The organism is Frateuria edaphi, from assembly GCF_021117405.1.
In the GTDB taxonomy this organism is placed as follows: Bacteria; Pseudomonadota; Gammaproteobacteria; order Xanthomonadales; family Rhodanobacteraceae; genus Frateuria_A; species Frateuria_A edaphi.
In genome coordinates, this window is sequence record NZ_CP088251.1 from 626,149 (window position 1) to 643,828 (window position 17,680).

General features: G+C 69.1%; 15 protein-coding genes. 7 read left to right on the plus strand and 8 right to left on the minus strand.

Annotation, left to right across the window (positions count from 1 at the left end):
* Positions 1-92: 92 nt before the first annotated feature.
* Together LQ772_RS02790 and LQ772_RS02795 are read right to left on the minus strand one after the other, a co-directional pair.
* Positions 93-1,412: an APC family permease gene (locus tag LQ772_RS02790; RefSeq protein ID WP_231323800.1), complete on the minus strand. Its 1,320-nt coding sequence runs from the start codon at positions 1,410-1,412 to the stop codon at positions 93-95.
* A gap of 166 nt (positions 1,413-1,578) precedes the next feature.
* Positions 1,579-2,454: a PhzF family phenazine biosynthesis protein gene (locus tag LQ772_RS02795; protein WP_231323802.1), complete on the minus strand. Its 876-nt coding sequence runs from the start codon at positions 2,452-2,454 to the stop codon at positions 1,579-1,581.
* Positions 2,455-2,592: 138 nt separating this feature from the next.
* Here LQ772_RS02795 and LQ772_RS02800 point away from each other — a divergent pair, with 138 nt between their 5' ends.
* The 7 genes from LQ772_RS02800 (at position 2,593) to murD (ending at position 11,578) form a co-directional block, all read left to right on the plus strand.
* Positions 2,593-3,249 (plus strand): outer membrane beta-barrel protein, encoded by a 657-nt coding sequence (locus LQ772_RS02800; RefSeq protein ID WP_231323804.1) that lies wholly within the window; start codon positions 2,593-2,595, stop codon positions 3,247-3,249.
* A gap of 58 nt (positions 3,250-3,307) precedes the next feature.
* Positions 3,308-3,922 carry an outer membrane beta-barrel protein gene (locus LQ772_RS02805; RefSeq protein WP_231323806.1) on the plus strand — a complete coding sequence of 205 codons (615 nt, stop codon included), beginning with the start codon at positions 3,308-3,310 and terminating at the stop codon, positions 3,920-3,922.
* 130 nt (positions 3,923-4,052) lie between these two features.
* Positions 4,053-5,567, plus strand: a complete 1,515-nt coding sequence (locus LQ772_RS02810; protein ID WP_231323807.1) for a fumarate hydratase — start codon at positions 4,053-4,055, stop codon at positions 5,565-5,567.
* Between the two features lie 359 nt (positions 5,568-5,926).
* On the plus strand, positions 5,927-8,494 hold the full coding sequence (locus tag LQ772_RS02815; RefSeq protein ID WP_231325867.1) for a bifunctional aspartate kinase/diaminopimelate decarboxylase: 2,568 nt from the start codon (positions 5,927-5,929) through the stop codon (positions 8,492-8,494).
* A 160-nt stretch (positions 8,495-8,654) separates the two neighbouring features.
* Positions 8,655-8,849 (plus strand): DUF559 domain-containing protein, encoded by a 195-nt coding sequence (locus LQ772_RS02820; protein ID WP_231323809.1) that lies wholly within the window; start codon positions 8,655-8,657, stop codon positions 8,847-8,849.
* A gap of 36 nt (positions 8,850-8,885) precedes the next feature.
* Positions 8,886-10,220: a UDP-N-acetyl-alpha-D-muramoyl-L-alanyl-L-glutamate epimerase gene (murL, locus tag LQ772_RS02825; RefSeq protein WP_486606323.1), complete on the plus strand. Its 1,335-nt coding sequence runs from the start codon at positions 8,886-8,888 to the stop codon at positions 10,218-10,220.
* On the plus strand, positions 10,220-11,578 hold the full coding sequence (gene murD, locus LQ772_RS02830; RefSeq protein WP_231323811.1) for a UDP-N-acetylmuramoyl-L-alanine--D-glutamate ligase: 1,359 nt from the start codon (positions 10,220-10,222) through the stop codon (positions 11,576-11,578). The genes murL and murD overlap by 1 nt, the downstream gene beginning before the upstream one ends.
* Positions 11,579-11,755: 177 nt before the next feature.
* Here the strand turns inward: murD and LQ772_RS02835 are convergent, their stop codons facing one another.
* From LQ772_RS02835 to LQ772_RS02860, 6 genes are all read right to left on the minus strand, one after another.
* Positions 11,756-12,043, minus strand: coding sequence for a KGG domain-containing protein (locus LQ772_RS02835; RefSeq protein ID WP_231323813.1), 288 nt, complete (start codon positions 12,041-12,043; stop codon positions 11,756-11,758).
* Positions 12,044-12,189: 146 nt separating this feature from the next.
* Positions 12,190-12,396 (minus strand): DUF2795 domain-containing protein, encoded by a 207-nt coding sequence (locus tag LQ772_RS02840; protein WP_231323815.1) that lies wholly within the window; start codon positions 12,394-12,396, stop codon positions 12,190-12,192.
* Between the two features lie 15 nt (positions 12,397-12,411).
* Entirely contained in the window at positions 12,412-12,735 is a 324-nt protein-coding gene (locus LQ772_RS02845) for a hypothetical protein (RefSeq protein ID WP_231323817.1), read from the minus strand.
* A gap of 188 nt (positions 12,736-12,923) precedes the next feature.
* On the minus strand, positions 12,924-13,157 hold the full coding sequence (locus LQ772_RS02850; RefSeq protein ID WP_231323819.1) for a KGG domain-containing protein: 234 nt from the start codon (positions 13,155-13,157) through the stop codon (positions 12,924-12,926).
* A 57-nt stretch (positions 13,158-13,214) separates the two neighbouring features.
* On the minus strand, positions 13,215-13,397 hold the full coding sequence (locus LQ772_RS02855) for a hypothetical protein (protein ID WP_231323821.1): 183 nt from the start codon (positions 13,395-13,397) through the stop codon (positions 13,215-13,217).
* A gap of 452 nt (positions 13,398-13,849) precedes the next feature.
* The gene (locus LQ772_RS02860) at positions 13,850-17,596 is read right to left on the minus strand and encodes a translocation/assembly module TamB domain-containing protein (protein WP_231323823.1); all 3,747 of its coding nucleotides are present in this window, start codon (positions 17,594-17,596) and stop codon (positions 13,850-13,852) included.
* Positions 17,597-17,680: the final 84 nt, after the last annotated feature.

The window sequence follows — 17,680 nt, forward strand, 5'->3', positions numbered from 1 at the left end:
AGCCGGGGGAGGGTGAGGCGTTCAGGCGCCGCCGGGTGCGGCATTCGCGCCTGCAGGGCCGCTTTGGCGAAGCAGGAACCGGCCACGGGGGCCTACGGACGAGCCTTGCGGCGCCACACGTAATACACCGGCACGCCGGCCAGCATGATCAGCACGCCGATGCCGGCGTTGCGGGGGTTGTCGCGCATGGTCGCGATCACCACCGCACCGATCGCGGCGACGAACAGCAGCGGCAACAGCGGGTAGCCGGGGACACGGAAAGGCACTTCGCCCCGGTCATGGCGGCGGTACCAGAACAATGTCGCCACGCCGACCGCGCAGGCCAGCCAGTCGCCGAAGGTGGCGTAGTCCAGCAGGGCGCCGTAGCTGCCCGACAGCGCCAGCACGATCGCCCAGGCCGAAAGCGCGGCCAGCGCGACGTTGGGCGTGCGATGGCGCGGATGCAGCCGGGCCACGGCGCCGAAGAACAGCCCGTCCGCTCCCATCACCTGCAGCACGCGCGCGCCGGCGACCAGCGTGATGTTGCAGAAGCCCAGCGTGGAGATGGCGATGCCCACCGCCATCAGCCGCGCGCCGATGGGACCGAACATGCGGTCCATCACCTGCGCGGCCGGCGCGGTGCTGGCGGCAAGTCCCGCGTGCCCGAGCACGGCGAGATAGGCGAGGTTGACCAGCGCGTAGGCGCCGATCACCACCAGCATGCCGATCAGCAGCGCGCGCGGCAGGTTGCGCTGTGGCGCGTCGATCTCGCCGGCGAGGTTGTTGAGGTAGGTGAAGCCCGAGTAGGCGAACAGCACCGGCAGCGCCGCGCCCATGAACCCCACGCCGCCGCGCGCCGGATCGACCGCCAGCGCGGCCGGTGCGTGCGCCCCCGCCAGGTACAGCCCGCACGCCACCAGCACTGCAACGGCCAGCAGCTTGAGCAGCGCGAACAGGTTCTGCACCTGCGCGCCCAGCTTGAGCCCGAACAGGTTGACCAGCGCCACGAACACCAGCGCGCCCACGGTCAGCGGCAGCGCGGCCGACGACGGCAGGGCGAAGGCCGCGACCGTGTAGCTGGCGAAGATGGTGGCGACCGCCGCCGTCGAGCCGGAGTAGATCACCAGCAGCATGGTCCAGCCGAACAGGAATCCCGCGAGCGGCCCGAATGCTTCGCGCAGGTAGACATAGGTGCCGCCCGCCTGTGGCCGGCGCGCGCCGAGCTCGGCGTAGCACAGCGCGCCCACCATCGTGAGCAGCCCCGCGCCGATCCACGCCAGCAGCAGCGCCAGGCCCGATTCGGTGCGCTGCGCGGCGATGCCCGGGTTGAGGAAGATGCCACCGCCGATGATGCCGCCGACCACGACGAGGGCGGCATCCCAGGGGCCCAGGCTGCGCTGGTAGCCTTGCGGTGCGTGGTTGCCTGTATCCATGCGATTCCCCTGGGAGAGCGGGGAGCATCGCCGGTGCGGTATACCCCGGGCAAGCGCTGGACCGCGAAAGACCTCGGAGGATGCATCAGCCCACATCGCGACGGGCGGTGGGCTGAGGCTCACCTGGGGTAGTTCCGGCTGCGACGATGGCACCGGCCGCGCGGGATCAATCGATCGCGAACGTCCCGCGCACGCCTATCGCGCACTGGCCACCGATGGTGACGGTGCCGGACGCCTCGTCGATGGCCACCGCTACGCGCCCGTCCCGGCCCACTTCGCGGCCCTGGCTGGCGACGTAGCGGCCGCCGTAGCGCGCCACGTCGCCGGTGTGGTGCAGCAAGGCGCCGATGGCCGCATTGGCGCTTCCGGTGACCGGGTCTTCCGGGATGCCGTCGGCCGGGCAGAACGCCCGCACGGCCATCGCCGCGTCGCCGCCGTCTTCGGCGCCGAACACGCTCACGCCCACGGCGCCGTGCGCCAGGCACAACGCTGCGATGGCCGAAAGATCGGGCGCCAGCGCGCGCACGGTACGTGCCTGGCCAAGGTCGCAGACCAGCCATAGCGGGCCGTTGTCGATCGGATGCACGGCCGTGGCGGGAAGCTCGGCCCCCAGGGCATCGGAAAGTGACGCGGCGAGGGATGCATCGGCGCGGTCGATGCGCGCCCGCGGCGCCTGCACGTGGATCGTGCGGGTGGCGCCGCTGCCCTGCACGGCTACCGGCAACAGGCCGGCGGCGCATTCCTGCACCAGTTCCGATTGCACCGGCACGCAGCCGGTCTCGATCGCGGCATAGGCGCTCCCGACGCTGGGATGGCCGGCGAAGGGCAGCTCCTGGCGCGGGGTGAAGATGCGCACGCGATAGTCCGCGCCCGGCTGGGTGGGACGCAGCAGGAACGTGGTCTCGGAGAGGTTCGTCCAGCGCGCGATGCGCTGCATCGTCGGCCCATCCAGCGCGTCCGCGCCGATCACCACCGCCAGCGGGTTGCCCTCGAGCAGGCGCGAGGCGAAGACGTCCAGTTGCAGAAAATCGAAGGTCGGCATCGGCGTTCCGAATCAACGAATGAGGGGCGAGTGTAGGTGATCCCCTACAGCGCCGGATCGCCTGCGGACCTAAAATGCGCGCCGCCCGGCATACCCCACCGGGCTTTACCAACAAGACAAAAACAGGGATTTCCAAGCATGAACAAGATTCTGACCGTCGCCCTCGGCGCGGCGCTCGTTGCCGCCTCCGCCTCCGCTTCCGCCGCGGACGCCAATGGCTCCTTCTTCATCAACGCCGGCGTGGGCCAGGCGCAGTACCACGTCGGCCACACCGACGGCCTGGGCTACAAGCTCGACGACAAGGACACGGCCGGCGCGCTGCGCTTCGGTTACGCCTGGAAGGTCGGCAATGGCTTCGACCTGGGCGTCGAGGGTGGCTACGTCGACCTGGGCAAGCTGGTCGCCAAGTACCACGGCGAGAACGAAGACGCTTCCCTCATCGTGAACGAGAAGGCCGACATCGAAGCCAGCGGCTGGATCCTCGGTGCCAACGGCAAGTACACCTTCAGCAACAAGTGGTTCGTCTCGGCGCGCGCAGGCTGGTTCCGCTCCACCGCCGACGCTTCCTACCGCTACGAGGAAATCTACGCCGACGCGCCGGACTACCGCGAATACGCCAGCGGCGACGCCAACGGCAACGGCTGGTACGGCGGCGTGGGCGTGGGCTACAACTTCGCGCCGAACTTCAGCCTCGGCCTGAACTACGACAACTACCACGGCAAGGCCAGGACCGATCTTGGCAGCATCGACGGCAACGTCGGCGCGTACACGGTCACGGCGGAATTCCGCTTCTGATCGACCGGCGGCGGGCCTGCGAAGGCCTGCCGCTTTCTTTTCCCCCAAGGACGAATCCATGAACAAGTACGTGCTCTCCCTCTCAGCCCTGATCCTGGCCGGTGCGTGCAGCTCCGCTTTCGCACAGGACAACCGCGCGTTCTTCGTCAACGCAGCCGCGGGCCAGGCTACCTATCACGTGGACGACGCCGATGGCGACAACTACGCGGGCAACAATTCCGACTCCGCGACGTCCCTGCGTCTTGGCTATCTGTGGCACGGGCCGGTGGATATCGGCGTCGAGGGCGGCTACGTCGACCTGGGCCAGCTGAAAGCCTCGCTGATCAGCGGCGCGGTCTTCGAAGAGGCCACGGTCCACGCGAAGGGCTGGTTGCTCGGCGCGGCCGGCAAGTACCACTTCGCCGACCAATGGTTCGTATCGGCGCGCGGTGGCTGGCTGCGTGCGTCCAGTGACGTCGACTTTCGGATCAGTACGCCAGCGGACTCGACCAGCGCCAGCAGCAGCGTCGACGGCAACGGCTGGTACGGCGGCGTGGGCGTGGGCTATGACTTTTCCGATAACGTCAGCCTGGGCGTCAACTACGACAATTACCACGTCAAGGCGCAGACCGACGGCGTGTCCGCCGACGCCAACGTCGGCACCTGGATGGTGACGGCCGAATACCGCTTCTGAGCGGGGTCGCGTTCGATCGCCGCGACGGCCGCCTCGAGCGGCCGTTGTTTTGTCCGGCCCGGCCGGCTGCGGCACAATAGCGCTCTTGTGCGCCGCGCAAGGCGGTGCGTTTAAGCCGAAAAAGCCGCCCATGACCACCATCAAGCAAGACGACCTGATCCAGTCCGTCGCCGACGCGCTGCAGTACATCAGCTACTACCATCCCGTCGACTACATCACCAGCCTCGCCGCCGCCTACGAGCGCGAGGAATCGCCCGCCGCGCGCGACGCGATGGCGCAGATCCTGATCAACTCGCGCATGGCCGCCGAGGGCCACAGGCCGCTGTGCCAGGACACCGGCATTGTCACCGTGTTCCTGAAGGTCGGCATGGACGTGCGCTGGGACGCCACCATGAGCCTGGAAGACATGGTCAACGAGGGCGTGCGGCGTGCCTACAACCATCCGGAGAACAAGCTGCGCGCGTCGGTGCTGGCCGATCCGGCCGGCAAGCGTCTGAACACGCGCGACAACACCCCGGCGGTGATCAACATGTCGATCGTGCCGGGCAATACGGTGGACGTGATCGTCGCCGCCAAGGGTGGCGGCTCGGAGGCGAAATCCAAGTTCGTGATGCTCAATCCGTCCGACTCGATCGTCGACTGGGTACTGAAGACCGTGCCGACCATGGGCGCCGGCTGGTGCCCGCCGGGCATGCTCGGCATCGGCATCGGCGGCACCGCCGAGAAGGCGATGCTGCTGGCCAAGGAATCGTTGATGGAACACATCGACATCCAGGAGCTGATCGCGCGCGGGCCGTCCAGTCGCGTCGAAGAGCTGCGCATCGAGCTGTACGAGAAGGTCAATGCATTGGGGATAGGCGCCCAGGGCCTGGGCGGACTGACCACCGTGCTCGACGTCAAGATCAAGGACTACCCCACGCACGCGGCCAACCTGCCGGTGGCGATGATCCCCAACTGCGCTGCGACCCGCCATGCGCATTTCACCCTGGACGGTTCCGGTCCGGTGATGCTCGATCCGCCCTCGCTGGAACACTGGCCGAAGCTCACCTACGACGCCTCCAAGGGGCGTCGCGTAAACCTCGACACCGTCACCCGCGAGGAAGTGGCGACCTGGAAACCGGGCGAGGTGCTGCTGCTCAACGGCAAGCTGCTGACCGGTCGCGATGCGGCCCACAAGCGCATGGTCGACATGCTGAACAAGGGCGAGCCGCTGCCGGTCGATTTCAACGGCCGTTTCATCTACTACGTCGGGCCGGTCGATCCGGTGCGCGACGAGGTCGTCGGCCCGGCGGGTCCCACCACCGCCACGCGCATGGACAAGTTCACGGGACAGGTGCTGGCGCAGACCGGCCTGCTGGGCATGGTCGGCAAGGCCGAGCGCGGTCCGGCGGCGATCGAGGCGATCAAGGAGCACCGCTCGGTGTATTTGATGGCCGTGGGCGGCGCGGCCTACCTGGTGTCCAAGGCGATCAAGGCCTCGCGCGTGGTGGGTTTCGCGGACCTCGGCATGGAGGCGATCTACGAGTTCGAAGTCAAGGACATGCCGGTCACCGTGGCGGTCGATTCCGCGGGCAGCTCGGTGCACCAGACCGGGCCGAGGGAGTGGCAGGCGCGGATCGGGAAGATTCCCGTCGTTGTTCAATAACGCCCTGCGCGCAGCGCATACCTTCGCATCTTCTCCGCTCCGGGGAGAGGATCGAGGCGAGGGGCAAGGCTGGCGGGGAACCCGAACTGACCGGGGCCGGTAGGTCAGGCCGAGGCCGGGCCGGCCCCTCACCCGGCCCCTCTCTCCGGAGGAGGGAGGGGGCTGCTCTCGGCAAGCTCCATGATTCAGCCGCCTAAACGTCCAAAAGCTGCCATCAAAAATCCATTGCATTCGCCTTGCCGCAGCGCAACACTGGCGCGATTGTTTTCCGCCACCACTGCAATGGAGCCCTCGTGACCCCGCAAAACCCCGCGCCGCTTCCGGCGGACGCGCCCGTACCAGGCCAACCCTGGATCGTGATGAAGTTCGGCGGCACGTCCGTCGCGACGCTGCCGCGCTGGCAGAACATCCGTGAGCTGATCGCCAGCCGCCGCGCCGAAGGCGCCCGCGTGCTGGTGGTCGTGTCCGCGCTCACCGGCATCACCGACGCACTGAAACAACTGTGCGGCGAGGGCAACGGGGACAAACGCAAGGCGGCGGCCGATGCGATCGCGCAACGCCACCACGACTTGCTGGGCCACATGCAGCTGCCGTTGTCGGATGCGCTCGCGGTGCGGCTGGCCGACCTCGCGGCGCTGGCCGCCGAGGGTCCGGCGTCGCTGGGCGAACTGGCCTGGGCGGCGCAGGTACAGGCGCACGGCGAACTGATGTCCAGCGCACTGGGCGCGGCCTATCTCAGCGCCAGTGGCCTGCCTACGCAATGGGTGGATGCGCGCGAGTGCCTGGCCGCGATCGCGCTTCCGAACCAGAACGAGCGCACGCGGCTGCTTTCGGCCACGGTCGAGGCGCACCCCGATCCGGCCCTGGCCGCGACGCTGGCTGAGCAGGGCGAGGTGTTCATCACCCAGGGCTTCATCGCGCGTGAAAACCAGGGGCGCACCGTGTTGCTCGGTCGCGGCGGATCGGACACCTCGGCGGCGTACTTCGGCGCGCTGCTCAAGGCCTCGCGGGTGGAAATCTGGACCGACGTGGCCGGCATGTTCACCGCCAACCCGCGCCAGGTGCCCGGCGCAAGGCTGCTGCAGCGTCTGGATTACGAGGAAGCCCAGGAAATCGCCACCACCGGCGCCAAGGTGCTGCACCCGCGTTGCCTGTCGCCGCTGCGCGAGCCGCGCGTGCCGCTGCTGATCAAGGACACCAACCGGCCCGAACTCGAAGGCACCGTGATCGGCCCGGAGGTGCGCGAACACGCGCCGAGCGTCAAGGCGATCAGCGCGCGCAAGGGGCTGACGCTGGTGTCGATGGAGTCGGTCGGCATGTGGCAGCAGGTCGGTTTCCTGGCCGACGTGTTCGCGCAGTTCAAGAAGCATGGCCTGTCGGTGGACCTGATCGGCTCGGCCGAAACCAACGTCACGGTGTCGCTGGACCCGACCGAGAACCTGCTCGACTCGGACGCGGTCGCGGCGCTGGCGGCGGATCTGGCCAAGGTGTGCCGGGTCAAGGTGATCGCGCCTTGCGCGGCGATCACCCTGGTCGGCCGCGGCATGCGTTCGATGCTGCACACGCTCTCGACCGTGCTGGCCGAGTTCGGCCAGCTGCGCGTGCATCTGATCTCGCAGTCGTCCAACAATCTCAACCTCACCTTCGTGGTGGACGAGACGGTGGTCGACGAGCTGCTGCCACACCTGCACGAGCTGCTGATCTCGGCCGGCGCGCTGCGCACCGACGACAGCGCGCTGTTCGGCCCGAGCTGGCAGGCGCTGTACGGCAGCGGCGAGGCCGCGGCGCAGGCCGCCGCCTGGTGGCGCGATCCGTTCGCGCGCGAGCGCCTGCTGGCGCTGGCCGCGGAAGCCACGCCGCGTTACGTCTACCACCTGCCCACCGTGCGCGCACAGGCCCGGGCGATGCAGTCGCTGGGCGTGGTCGACCGCGTGCACTACGCGGTGAAGGCCAACACCCATCCGGCGATCCTGCGTGCCTTGGCCGCGGAAGGCTTCGCCTTCGAGTGTGTGTCGCCGGGCGAACTGAAGGCCGTGCTGGCGACCGTGCCGGACACCGCGGCGCTGCTGTTCACGCCCAACTTCGCCCGACGCGCCGATTACGCCGACGCACTGGCCACGCGCGCCACGATCACCCTCGACGCGCTGCACCCGCTGGAACATTGGGGCGAACTGTTCCGTGGCCGCGAGATCGTGCTGCGGGTGGATCTCGGTCGCGGGCTGGGCCACCACGAAAAGGTGCGCACCGGCGGCAACGGCAGCAAGTTCGGGTTGCCGGTGGAACAGATCGATGCCTTCCTTCGCCTGGCCGACACGCATCAGGTCAGCGTGCGCGGGCTGCATGCGCATCTGGGTTCGGGTGTGCTCGATCCGAAGCACTGGGGCGAGGTATACGCGCAGCTGGCGAGCCTGGCCGAACGCATCGGCAGCGTGGCCTTCCTCAACATCGGCGGCGGCCTGGGCGTCCCTTCGCACCCGGGCGAAGCGCCGCTGGACATGGCGGCGCTGGAGCGCGTGCTGCGCGAGGTCAAGGCGGCCTATCCGCATTACCAGCTGTGGATGGAGCCGGGGCGTTATCTCGTCGCCGATGCCGGCGTGCTGTTGGCTCGCGTTACCCAGATCAAGGGCAAGGGCAGCCTGCGTTACCTCGGCGTGGACGCCGGCATGGACAGCCTGATCCGCCCCACCCTGTACGACGCCTGGCACGAGATCGTGAACCTTACGCGGCTGGATGCGCCCGCCGAAGCGCTGTTCCAGGTGGTCGGGCCGATCTGCGAATCGGGCGATGTGCTGGGTACCGATCGGCGCCTGCCCGAGGCGCAGGAAGGAGACGTGATGCTGATTGCGCAGGCCGGGGCATACGGGAAGGTGATGTCGTCGCGGTACAACCTGCGGGACGAGGCGGACGAGGTGATCCTGGAAGGGTGAGGGTCCGCTCTAGCAAAAGACGCCCATGGAGGGGAGGCGATGAAACGCATGAACGTGAAGCGGGCGCCCGGACTGCGCCTTGGCATGACAGACGCCGAGACGGCGCTCGGGTACCGCCTGAAGAATCGGCAGTGAGAGGGCTGCAAGTTTCGCCGACAGCATGAGGTCGATCGGTGGCGGCCGACACTTGGAGCAACAGCACTATGACGACGCACGCACGCGCCACCTCCCATCCAAGGGCTACCGCGTGCTGCGTTTCTGGAACAATGACGTACTGACGAACATCGAGAGCGTGCTCGAGGTGCCGATGGAGGCTTTGACGAGCCCCAGCCCCTCATCCCAGCCCATTCCCTAAGGGAAGCGGGAGCCCGCACGACGGAGAGATAAACGAGTGACGACGATCAACCCGCGCCTCACCCACAGCTTCCGCTTCGTGCGGGCCAGCTACGCCGACGGCGTGGCCGAGCTGGCCTACGCCTTCGACCAGGGCAAGGAAATGATCGAGCGTATCCGCTTCCCGGACGCTCCCACGGTGCCAGCCGAGCGCCAGCAGGCGTTCGACGCGGCGCTGAAGCTGCTGCATTTGATCGCCGGCGTGAGCTACTACAAGGCGGGCGTGCCGCCGAAGATCGGCATCGAACCGCTGGACGAGGCCACGGCCGACCTGGCCGATGCGTTGTATCTGCACGGACTGGCCGAATTCGCCTATCGCAATGGCCTGGACCTGCGCGGGCGCATCGCGTTCCCGCGCGGCGCCGCCACGCCGTCCGCAGCGCCTGCCCTCGACCTGCCCAAACGCACCCTCGTCCCCATCGGCGGCGGCAAGGACTCGCTGGTCGCGGTGGAGGCGATCAAGTCGATCGGCGGCGAGGCCACCGCGGTATGGGTGGGCAATTCCCCGCTGATCGCCGCCTGCGCCGAGCGCACCGGACTGCCGACGCTCAACATCCAGCGCGAACTCTCGCCGGTGCTGTTCGAACTCAACCGCCTGGGTGCCTGGAACGGCCACATCCCGGTGACTGCCGTGAACTCGGCGATCCTGGCGCTGGCGGCGGTCCTCTACGGCTACGACTCGATCGCCTTCGCCAACGAGCGCTCCGCTTCGGCCGCGACGCTGGAGTACGAGGGCCAGCAGGTGAACCACCAGTGGAGCAAGGGTTTCGCCTTCGAGGTATTGCTCTCGGACTGGCTGCACACCCACGTGGCCGCGGACCTGGACTACTGCTCGCTGTTGCGGCCCTGGTCGGAACTGGCGATCACGCGCGCCTTCGCGCGCCTCACGCCGTACTTCGACGCCTTCTCCAGCTGCAACCGCAACTTCCGCATCCTCGGGCCCAAGCCGGCCGACCGCTGGTGCGGGCAGTGCCCGAAGTGCCATTTCGTGTTCCTGGCGCTCGCGCCGTTTCTGCCCAAGCCGCGGCTGCTTTCGATCTTCGGGCGCAACCTGCTGGATGACGAAAGCCAGGCGGCCGGTTTCGATGCCCTCCTGGAATACCAGGACCACAAGCCGTTCGAGTGCGTCGGTGAGGGTGCCGAGGCGCGCGCGGCGATGTACGCACTGAGCCAGCGTTCGGAATGGCAGGAGGACGCGCTGGTCGCCCGGTTCATCCGCGAGATCCTGCCGCAACTGGACCGCTCCCGGCTGGCGCTCGAGCCCTGGCTCACGCCGTCGGAAGAACATCGCGTGCCGGCCCGGCTGCAGCGCGCGCTGGAGGCGATCGGCTGATGCGCATCGCCGACCTGGCCGGCCAGCGCGTGGCCATCTGGGGCTTCGGCCGCGAGGGCAGGGCGGCGATTGCGGCCTTGCACGCACGCCTGCCGCAGATGCCGCTCACGCTCTTCTGCGGCGCCGCGGAGGTGGCCGCGGCGCAGGCGTTCGATCCGGCGTTACTGGTGCGCGCCGAGGAGCCCGACGCGGTCGCGCTGGGCGGCTTCGACGTGGTGGTGAAATCGCCGGGCATTTCCGCCTACAAGCCGGCGCTGCTCGGTGCACAGGCCAGCGGCACGCGCTTCACCTCCGGTACCGCGTTGTGGTTTGCCGAGCAGCCACAGGCGCCGGTGGTGGCGGTGACCGGCACCAAGGGCAAGAGCACGACCACGGCGTTGATCGCGCATCTGGCCCGGTCGCTGGGCGTGCGTACGGCGCTGGCCGGCAATATCGGGCTACCGCTGCTGGAACTGCTCGACGTACAGGCGCAGCTGTGGGCAGTGGAGCTGTCCAGTTTCCAGACCAGCGAGGCAGGGCCGCTGCCGCTGGGCGTGATCACCAGCCTGTACGAGGAACACCTCGACTGGCACGGCTCGCGCGAGCGCTATGTCACCGACAAGCTCAAGCTCGCGCGGGCGGCGCGCACGCTGCTGGTGAACGGCATGCAGGAGACGCTGCTCGATCACACGGCGGAGCACCCGCGGCGCGTGCTGTTCGGGACGCCCGAGGGTTGGCACGTGGACGATGGGTTCATCCGGCGCGGCGGCGAGCGCATCTTCGACACGGCCAGGCTGCCGGTGCCCGGCCAGCACAACGCGCTCAACGCCTGCGCTGCGCTGGCCGCGCTGGAGACGATGGGGCACGACGCGCGCGCAGCGGCGCCGGCGCTGGCGCATTTCCACGCACTGCCGCACCGCCTGCAACCGCTGGGCGAGCGCGACGGCCGCTCGTGGATCAACGACTCGATCAGCACCACGCCGCAGGCGACGCTGGCGGCCCTGGCGAGCCTGGAGGGGCGCGAGGTCACCGTCATCGTGGGTGGGCACGATCGCGGGCTGGACTGGTCGGAGTTCGTCGAAGCGGTGAGCGACCAGGCCGGCCTGGCGATCGTGGCGCAGGGTGCCAACGGGCCGCGCATCGCCTCGGCGCTGGGCGAAGCCCAAGCGGTGGGCGAGGTCGTGCTGGTGGCTTCGCTTGACGAGGCGGTGGAACGGGCCAGGGCATTGACGCCCGCGGGCGGCGTGGTGCTGCTGTCGCCCGGCGCGCCGAGTTTCGACCAGTTCCACGACTACGCCGAACGTGGCCGGCGCTTTGCCGAACTGGCCGGATTCGATGGTCAGGCGATCAGCGGCATCGAAGGACTTGGCGTCGCCTGAACGGATGCGGGAGCACTTCGATCGGCCTTCGACCTACCTTGGGGTGAACGCCCAGTCGCCGACGTCGGAGCGACAGCGCCAGGTTTGCTTCCCCGTCGGGAGAGGGCCGACAAGCGTGTGGGAATTCGGGCAAAGCGGCGTGCCAGGCATCGCCGCCAACCGGGTCGCGAGGTCGCGCTAGCCCTCCGATTCCCTGCCCTTGTTCACCAGGTCGCGGACGCGATGACCACCCTTGGTGCCCAATTCCGAGTAACCCTCGGAACCGAGCTCCTCCTTGCGGGCCTCGCCGCCCTTCTTGCCGAGCGCCGAATAGCCTTCCGGTCCCAGCTGGCTCTTGCGCGTCTCGCCGCCTTTCTTGCCCATCTGCGAGTAGCCCTCGGGACCGAGCTGTTCCTTGCGGATCTCGCCGCCCCTCTGGCCGGCCTCGCGCACGGTCATGTTGCCGGTGTTCTTGTTGCTTGCCATGGTTCGCACCTCTCGGTTGGCAGTAGTTGGGTGGAGCCCACGCGGGCTCCAATGGTTCCGGTGTCCGGGATGCCTGCCGCGTCGACCCGCTCGCCCGCGTGGCGGCCTCATCGGCGGATTCCGTGGCGGACAGCATGCCGACGGGGTTACTCCACGTCGCCGTAGCCCTTCATCACCTCCTGCGGACCGCCATAGTTGTCCCCGGGCAACTCGCGGAGGGTCCGCATCACCTCCTCGGGCGCGTCATTGCGGCGCGCGGCGTCGATCAGATCCCGCTTCCCGGCCGGGTACTCCACGCCAGACAGATACTTCTGCACGTTGGCGGGCGAATTGCCTCCCAAACCTCGTGTCATGGTGAACCTCCGCGATTACTCGCCGTTCTCGGATTCCTTGCCCTTGTTGATCAGGTCGCGCACGCGCTGCCCGCCCTTGGCGCCCAGTTCGGAATAGCCTTCCGGACCGAGCTGTTCCTTGCGGGTTTCGCCGCCTTCACGGCCGATTTCGCTCATCGCGTTCGGGCCACGCTGCTCGCGCAAGGCCTCCACGCCCTGGTGGCCGAGGTCCGAATAGCCCCCGGGACCGAGCTGTCCCTTGCGGATCTCGCCGCCCCTCTGGCCGGCTTCACGCACGGTCATGTCGCCGCTGCCTCTGGGACTGGATGGGGTGTGGTTGTTGCGTTCGTTGTTTGCCATGGTCTGTCTCCGGGTTGATGGGAGCGCCCGCCAGGGGCTGGGCATGCGTTGCAACCCGTATGCCACTGCGCAAGAAGCCAAGCCGCGCCGGTTGCGGGCCGGGAGGCGGATGGCGGGGCGTGTAATTTGCGCCTGCCGGTGGAAAGAACTGCCAGCCTTGCGCGCGTGGGTGGAGCGCCTGCCTGGTGTCAGTTGCCCTCGCTCTGCTTGCCCTTGTTGATCAGGTCGCGGACGCGGTGGCCGCCCTTCGTACCGAGTGCCGAGTAACCCTCGGATCCCAGTGCCTCCCGGCGTGCTTCGCCGCCTTTCCTGCCGATCGCCGAATAGCCTTCGGGACCGAGCTGTGCCTTGCGGATCTCGCCGCCCTTCTGGCCGGCTTCGCGGACGGTCATGCCGCCCCTGTCGTCGTTCTGGTGCTTCATGCCCGTCTCCTGGCTTCGATGCGAAGGAAGTGCGGTGGTGGTCGCCATGCAGGCCGATCAGTGGCGGCGGCCGTCGCGGTCCTCGGCCTCGCGGCCCTTTTCGACCAGCTCGCGTTCGCGCTGCCCGCCCTTGTGGCCGCCCTTCTGGCCGGCCTCGCGGACGGTCATGTCGCCCCTGCCGCTGCCATGGGCCTGTTTCGAAGGTTGCTGGTCGCGCTCGTTTTGCTGTCTGTCTCTCATCGGTCGGCTCCCGTGGTGGATCGTGGTGGCTGTTGCCTGCGCCCTGATCGCCGTGCTGTCCGGCCTGGCGGGATCGCTGACCAGCTCCCGCGCGTGATGACCGGCTCGAACACCAGCGCGCCGGTGTCAGGCAGCCAAGGGACTGCATCAGCGATGCCAGAACCAGGCGTGCCGCGGGCTCCGGGGTTTCGCTGCTCGGCGCTCGGCGGGTGCCTGAAAATTTGCGTTGCCCGGGAAAGAACTACAGGCGCGACCAGGCGGGTGGCTGCGTGGTTGGCGGGCAGGGCGCCGGGCACAGCGGGCAGCAACCATGACCGCGTGACGCCGCGCCACCGGCGAGGAAGACGGGCGGCATCGACCGCTACGGAGTGCCCGCGCGCCAAACGACATGAAGGCGGGCCACAGGATTGCCCGGGAATTGCGCGAACGAGCAGCGGCGCTTCCGGGAACGCTCAGCGCTCCAGCCGGTAATTGAGGCTCGCACGGCTGAATTCGGTGGCGTTCTGCACTTCGAGGTTCCAGCGCTGGCTGAGCCGGTAGCGCAGCGTGATCACCTGGCCCGGCTCGAACAGCCCTACGCCATAGCTCAGGTACAACCGCGGCGAGAGGTACTTGCCCACCGTGAAGGCCGACTCGCCGCCGAGCGCCTCATTGCTGGACACGCCGATCTCGTCGATGCCCAGCCGGCTGCCGATGCTCTTGGCCAGCAGGTCGCCGGCGGCCGAGCCGAGTGCCTGCGCCGCGGCGCCGACCATGTCGCCCTCGCCGCCGCTGACCTGCGACAGCGGCTTGCCGGTGATCAGGTAGGAGAGCGCGTCGGACTGCTCCATCGGCGGATTGGAAAACACGGTGAGGACCGGACGCTGCGCCGTGCCGGTGATCAGCAGTCCGACCTCCTGGCCCTCGTCGATGGTGGCGTTGGGGTTCAGGCTGCGCACCGCGCGCAGGTCCAGGCCGGGGTTGTCGATCGGCGTGCCGGCGAACAGCAGCTTGCCCGCCTCGATGTGCAGGTCCTGGCCGTAGGCCTGGTAGGTGCCGCTCACCGCGATCTGGCCCTGGCCGCGGGTGGCGCGGCCGGGTTCCTCGATCACCGTGAGCGTGCCGGCAAGCTTGCCGTCCAGGCCCTTGCCAGTCAGGTGCGCGCGGCGGCCGAGATCGACCTTCACGCGTGCGTAGATCGGCAGCTGCGCGGCGGCGGCTTCCTGCTCGCGCTCGTCGACCACGACCACGTCGGACGATGCCTTGGTGGCGCCGCCACCGGGCAGGCGGTCGAGGTTAACGTCGGCACTGTCCAGCGCGACGTCGCCGGTGACGTGCACGCCTTGGACATCGCGCTGCACGCGCAGGTCGGGCGTGAGCACTACTTGGGCCGCGGGGATGTCGGCCACGGTCACGTTCTGGCCGGTGAGCGTGATCGCGCTGGGCGTCTGGGTGGTAAGTCCGTAGCTGCCGCCGATCACCAGCGTGCCCTTGCCCGAGCGCACGTGGCCGTCCAGTTCCACGTGCTGCGCGTCGGGGGCGCGCAGCACCACGGTGCCGTCGGCGAGTTTGAGGCCCAGCGCGGGCACCTCGGCGGCGAATCCGTCCACGGTGGCCTGGCCGGTCACCGCCGGTTGCGCCAGCGTACCGGCGAAACCGAAGCGACCGTCGAGGCGGCCCTGCACGTTGGCCAGCTCGCTGGTGAGCAGTTCCAGCGGGGCGAGGCTGTCGAGGTTCACGGTGAGCTCGCCGCCAAGCGCCTGCGCATCGCCATCGATGGTCACGCGGCCGTCCAGCCGTCCATCGGCATTGAGCGCGGCGTGGGCTTCCAGCTGCTGGTGGCCGGGAGCGAGCCTGGCGTCGACGGTAAGCCCGCGCCATGCCAGCAGCGGGCGTTGCGCCTGCTGGACGTAGGTGACCGATCCCTGGTCGGAGGCGAGCGTGGCCTGGCCGCTGAGCGCGCCGGCGGCGCTGCGCTTGAGCGTGCCTTCGCCATGCAGTTCGCCGTCGGCGCGCATGGGCAGGTCCGCGTAGCCGGCGGCGTTGAGCAGCAACGCCAGCGGCAGCGCCCGCAGGCGATAGCTGGCTGCCAGGTTGCCAGCCTTGTCCTGCCTGCCCTGGACGCACAGCAGCGGATCGCCGGCGGTGAGGCACAGCTGGGACAGCGCCAGCGCACCGTCCTCGTAGTCCAGCGTGGCCGGGTCCTGCAGCCGCCAGCGCGGCAAGCCCTGGGGCTCCAGGTCCAGCCTGTCCAGAGTGCCCTTCCAGTGATGCCGGTCCAGGCTGCCATGCAGGGCGAGTTGAGCGGAGAGCTGACGGCCATTCGCGTCGAGCGTGAGCGTGTTGGCTGCCTCGGTGCCATCGGCGTGCAGCGCCAGCGTGTCGAAGGCGAGGCCGCCGAGCCAGGCGTCGCGCGCGTCGAGGTCGACATGGCCGCCCGGGCGGCTGATGTCCGGCACGTGCGCCTGCACATCGAGGCGACCGACGCGCTGGGTGCCGTAGGCGATCGTGCTGCCGTGCACTTCGGCGTCTATCCCCAGCGCGGGCTCCAGGCCGGTAACGTGCACATGCGCGTCGAGCCGACCGCCGGCGTCGGGCAGCCAGTCGGCCAGCGTCGCGATGGTCGCCTGCACCTGCACATCGTTGCGTGCGCCGGGCTTGCCTTCGACTGACAGCGTGCTGCGGCCGGAGGCAAGCGACAGCGTGCCATCCACCACTTCATTGGGCGAGAGGTGCAACTTGCCCTGGCCTCGCACGGCGCGGCCGCGCAGTCGACCGTCGAGGCGGGCGAGATCCAGCGTCGCATCGGGGTGGCCCGAGGGCAGGGTGCCGCGGGTCGTCAGTTGCGCGTCCAGCGCGCCGTTCCAGCCGGCGAAAAGTTGGCCCGGGTCGAAGTCCTCCGCGTCGGCCGCCAACTCCCAACCGAACACCGGTTGCAGCGTGAGCGTGCCTTGCGCGTGCAGGTGCCCCTGCGGCTGGCGGACATCCAGCATGTGCAGGGCCAGCTGTTGCGGCGTGCCGTCGACGTTCACCACCAACTGCGCGAGCTTGCCGGGCGGGCCGATCGCGATGTCGCCCTGCGCGTGGAACTGCGCCGTGCTGCCACGCACGTCCAGCTGCCCATGACTGGCCAGCGGCTGGCCAGCCAGCTCGGCGGGCAGCTCCAGGTCCTGCCATGACAGTTGCAGCGTGCCGCCGGGCGGTGTGGCGTCGAGCTGGATCTGCCCGTGCGCCTGCAGCCTGCCCTTGATCTGCGGCGAGGTGAGGGTGAGCGTCTCCAGCGCGAGGCGGCTGCGGTCGTCGCTCAGCTGCGCCTTCAGTGGGGCCAGTTGCAGGCGCCACTGGTTGAGGTCGACGGTGCCGGTGAGCGTGCCGCCAAGGCGGTCGCCCTTGCCGGTCAAGTCGAGCGCGAGGCTTTGCAGCGTGCCTTGGCCGAGTAGCGATGCGGGGTTGAAGCGCGGCGCCTTCAGCGCGGCTGTCCAGGGCCAGGCGCCGCCTTGTTCGAGCTGGACCTGCACATGCGCCGCCATCGGCTGGCTGAGCGCGAGGGCGAGCCTCGCGCGGGCACCGTCGCTGTGCGCCTGCAATTGGCCCGCGTAGGTGGTGTCGCCCAGCGTCCAGGCGAAGCTCGCCTGGCCGGTGCCCTGCCAGGTGCCGCCGATGGCCAGCGTGCCATTTACGTCCGCGCGGCCCTGGGGCGAACGCAGGCGCAGCGTGCGGATGACGACGCCCTGCGCGTTCCACTGTCCGGCGAGATCCAGCGTGTCGGCGGTGAACAGCGGCTGCTTGCCCTGGTGGATGGCGACGTCCGCCACGTGCGCCTGGTCGACCTGGATCGCCAGCGGCGGGTTGAGCGAGAGCGGGCCGCGGCTTTGTTCGTTCGGTGCGGGAGGCGGCAACGCGACATCGACGCCCTGCACGTCGAGCATATCGAGGTGCAGTTGCTTGCCGAGCAGCGGCCAGAGGCGCGCGTCCAGCCTGGCGCTGGCCACGCGTATGTCCAGGCCCTTGCCGTCGGCATAGCGCAGGCCCTTGAGCTGCAGCGGGCCGGCAAGGCTGCCGCTCGATTGCTGCACGCTGAGTGCGCCATCGGTGAACCCGCTGGCGCGGGCGAGCGCAAAGCGCAGGCCCGCGCCGGTGCCCAGCAGCCACCACAGGCCCAGCGCCAGCAGCAGGAGCAGGACCAGCACGGCGATGCCGATGCGCTTGAGCCACTTCATGCGCGCCGCCCGCTGTTGCCACAGCCGCGTACCACGGCGCTACGGAGCAGAAGGTCCGGCACTCGGGCCTTGGGCGCGGGGTTT